At 74.5% G+C, this 3328-nt stretch carries 2 protein-coding genes and 2 pseudogenes; 3 read left to right on the forward strand and 1 reads right to left on the reverse strand.

From position 1 onward, the window contains the following. Positions 1–132: pseudogene (locus ADY01_RS38700) on the reverse strand (ROK family protein); the annotation flags it as partial. Between ADY01_RS38700 and ADY01_RS34280 the strand changes: the two are divergent. The 3 genes and pseudogenes from ADY01_RS34280 to ADY01_RS34290 all read left to right on the forward strand — a co-directional run. Further along, positions 116–1366, forward strand: a pseudogene (locus ADY01_RS34280) (ThuA domain-containing protein); the annotation flags it as partial. The pseudogenes ADY01_RS38700 and ADY01_RS34280 overlap by 17 nt on opposite strands. 255 nt (positions 1367–1621) lie before the next feature. Next, positions 1622–2683: an inositol-3-phosphate synthase gene (locus ADY01_RS34285; RefSeq protein ID WP_049580685.1), complete on the forward strand. Its 1062-nt coding sequence runs from the start codon at positions 1622–1624 to the stop codon at positions 2681–2683. After that, positions 2680–3328 (forward strand): SCO3242 family prenyltransferase (locus tag ADY01_RS34290; protein WP_049580686.1); only part of this gene is annotated, 649 nt, incomplete at its 3' end. The genes ADY01_RS34285 and ADY01_RS34290, both read left to right, overlap by 4 nt.

Genomic DNA, 3328 nt, shown 5'->3' on the forward strand with positions numbered 1-3328 from the left:
GATGCCGTCGAGCCGTTCGCTCACCAGCCGCCGCAGCGGCAGATCGCGCCAGCCGAGGTTCGCCGAGTAGACGGCGAGCCCGGCCCGCTCCGCCACGATGCCGGGCACCGCCACCCCCGCGGCGGCGGCCGCGGCGGCCCCCGACGACCCGCCCTACGAGGTGCTCGTCTTCTCCAAGACGGCGGGCTTCCGGCACGACTCGATCGACGAGGGCATCGCCGCCCTCACCGCGCTGGGCGCCGAGAACAACTTCACGGTCACCGCGACCGAGGACGCGGGCGCGTTCACCGCCGCGAACCTGGAGCAGTTCGAGGTCGTCGCCTTCCTCTCCACCACGGGCGACGTGCTCGACGCCGAGCAGCAGACCGCGTTCGAGGGCTACATCAACAACGGCGGCGGCTACGTGGGCATCCACGCCGCCGCCGACACCGAGTACGACTGGGAGTGGTACAGCGGCCTCGCCGGCGCGCTGTTCCAGTCGCACCCGCACATCCAGCCCGCGGACGTGGTCGTGGAGAACCACGCCCACGACGCCACGGCGCACCTGCCCGAGGTCTGGCAGCGCACCGACGAGTGGTACGACTACCGCACCAACCCGCGGGACACCGCCCAGGTGCTGGCCTCGCTCGACGAGTCCACCTACGAGGGCGGCCAGATGGGCGAGGACCACCCGATCGCCTGGTGCAAGGAGTATGAGGGCGGCCGGGCGTTCTACACCGGCGGCGGCCACACCGCGGAGTCCTACGCCGAGCCCGAGTTCGTGCGCCACCTCCTCGGCGGCCTCCGCTGGGCGTCCGGCGTGGTCGAGGCGGACTGCCGCCCCGAGACCGGCTACACCACGCTGTACGACGGCACGGGCACCGAGGGCTGGGCGCAGGCCGGGCCCGGCTCGTTCTCGCAGGACGAGGACGGCAGCCTGACCTCCGTCGGCGGCATGGGCATGCTCTGGTACGAGGCGGCGGAGTACGAGTCGTACTCCCTGAAGCTCGACTGGCGCCTGGAGGGCGACGACAACTCCGGGATCTTCGTGGGCTTCCCGCCCTCCGACGACCCCATGTCGGCCGTCAACAACGGCTATGAGATCCAGATCGACGCCACCGACGCCGACGACCGCACCACCGGGTCCGTCTACGGCTTCCAGTCCGCCGACCTCCAGGCCCGCGACGCCAGCCTCAATCCGCCGGGGGAGTGGAACACTTATGAGATACGCGTCGAGGGCGAGCGTCTCCAGATCCTCCTCAACGGGACGTTGATCAACGACTTCACCAACGAGGACCCGGCGCGTAGCCTCCAAGGTCACATCGGCATACAGAACCACGGTGACGGCGACACCGTGTCCTTCCGGAACATCCGCATCCAGGAGTTGAGCCTCTGACCCTCCCCCAGCCGTGGAGGCGCCCCCGGACCCCGTCCGGGGGATGCTGGAACCCCCACCCCACAGACCCGTTTCCGCCGCGAGGGGCGGCGGGGACGGACCCGGCCGGTACAGCCGGGAAACGGTGGCGCGGGTGGTGACGCCGAACCCACCCCGCCACCGGCACCCGGTGCCCGGCCACGCACTCCGCGTGGCCGGGCACCGGGCCGCCTTCCGCACCACCCCCGAGAAAAGGGAGGGCCCCCTGTGACAACCGCATCCCCAGAACGCACGGGCCTCTGGCTCATCGGCGCCCGCGGCTCCGTAGCGACCACCACCATCGCGGGACGAGCGGCGCTCGCCGCGGGACTCTGCCCGCCCACCGGCATGGTCACCGCGCTGCCACCGTTCGCCGACGCGGGACTCCCCGACCTGGACCACCTGGTCATCGGCGGCCACGACATCGCCGACACCCCGCTCGGCAAGCGCGCCGAGGAACTGGTCGCCGGCGGCGTCCTCCCGCACGGCCTCCCCGCCGCGATAGCCGCCGAACTCGCCGCGGCCGACGCCGAGATCCGCTACCCCAACGGCGATCCCGCCCTGGACATCGCCGACTTCACCCGCCGCCACGGGCTGGCCCGCACGGTCGTGGTCAACGTGGCCACCGTGGAGACCGACCCCTCCGTCTCGACCGCCTACGCCGCCGCCGCCATCGACGCCGGCTGCGGCTACGTCAACTTCACCCCCGCCACCGGCATGCGCGGCCCCGGCCTCGCCGAACGCGCCCTGGCCGCCGGGCTCCCGCACGCCGGACGCGACGGCAAGACCGGCCAGACCCTCCTGCGCGCCGCGCTCGCCCCGGTGTTCGCCCAGCGCGCCCTCGACGTCCGCTCCTGGTCCGGCACCAACCTCCTCGGCGGCGGCGACGGCGCCGCCCTCGCCGACCCGGCCGCCGCCGCCGCGAAGAACGCGGGCAAGGAACGCGTCCTCAGCGACAACCTCGGCGGCCTCCCCGAGGGCACCGTCCACATCGACAACGTCCCGGCCCTCGGCGACTGGAAGACCGCCTGGGACCACGTCGCCTTCGACGGCTTCCTCGGCACCCGCATGGTCCTCCAGACCATCTGGGAGGGCTGCGACTCGGCCCTCGCCGCGCCCCTCGTCCTCGACCTGGCCCGCCTGGTCGCCCGCGCCCACGCCACCGGCATCACCGGACCCGTCCCCGGGCTCGGCTTCTTCTTCAAGGACCCCGACACCGGCCCCGCCGCCCTCGGCGACCAGTACCGCGAGCTCCTCACCCTGGCCGAGACGCTGCGGAACCACCCGTGACCGCCGGGGCCTGGATCGAACTGCTCCGCGGCCCCGCGGCGTTGACGGTGCCCGGCGACATCCTCGCCGGCGCCGTCACGGCGGGCGGCGCGCCCCCGCGGCGCGTCCTGCTCGCCGCCGGCACGTCCGTCTGCCTGTACTGGTCGGGGATGGCCCTCAACGACTGGGCCGACCGAGAGCTCGACGCGGTGGAACGGCCCACCCGCCCCCTGCCCTCCGGCCGGATCAGGCCCTCCGCCGCCCTGGCCGCCGCCACCGCGCTCACGGCGGCGGGCCTCGGCCTGGCCGCCGCCTGCTCCCGGCCCGCCCTGGCCACCGCGGGCGCCCTGGCCGCCACCGCCTGGGGATACAACCTGGGCCTGAAGAACACCGCGGCCGGGCCCGCCGCCATGGCCTCGGCCCGTTCGCTGAACCTGCTCCTCGGCGCGGCCACCGGCCACCGCCCCCTGGCCGCCCTGCCGCCCGCGGGCCTGGTCGCCGCCCACACCCTGACCCTGACCACCGTCTCCCGCCACGAGGTGCACGGCGGCCACCGGGGCATCCCGCTCGCCGCCGCCGCGGCCACCACCGGCATCGCCGCGGCGCTCGTCACCCACGCCCGCGCGAAGGCCGCGCCCGCCGAGCCGTCCGCCCCGCCTCCCGACG

Source organism: Streptomyces sp. SBT349 (assembly GCF_001083795.1).
In the GTDB taxonomy this organism is placed as follows: Bacteria; Actinomycetota; Actinomycetes; order Streptomycetales; family Streptomycetaceae; genus Streptomyces.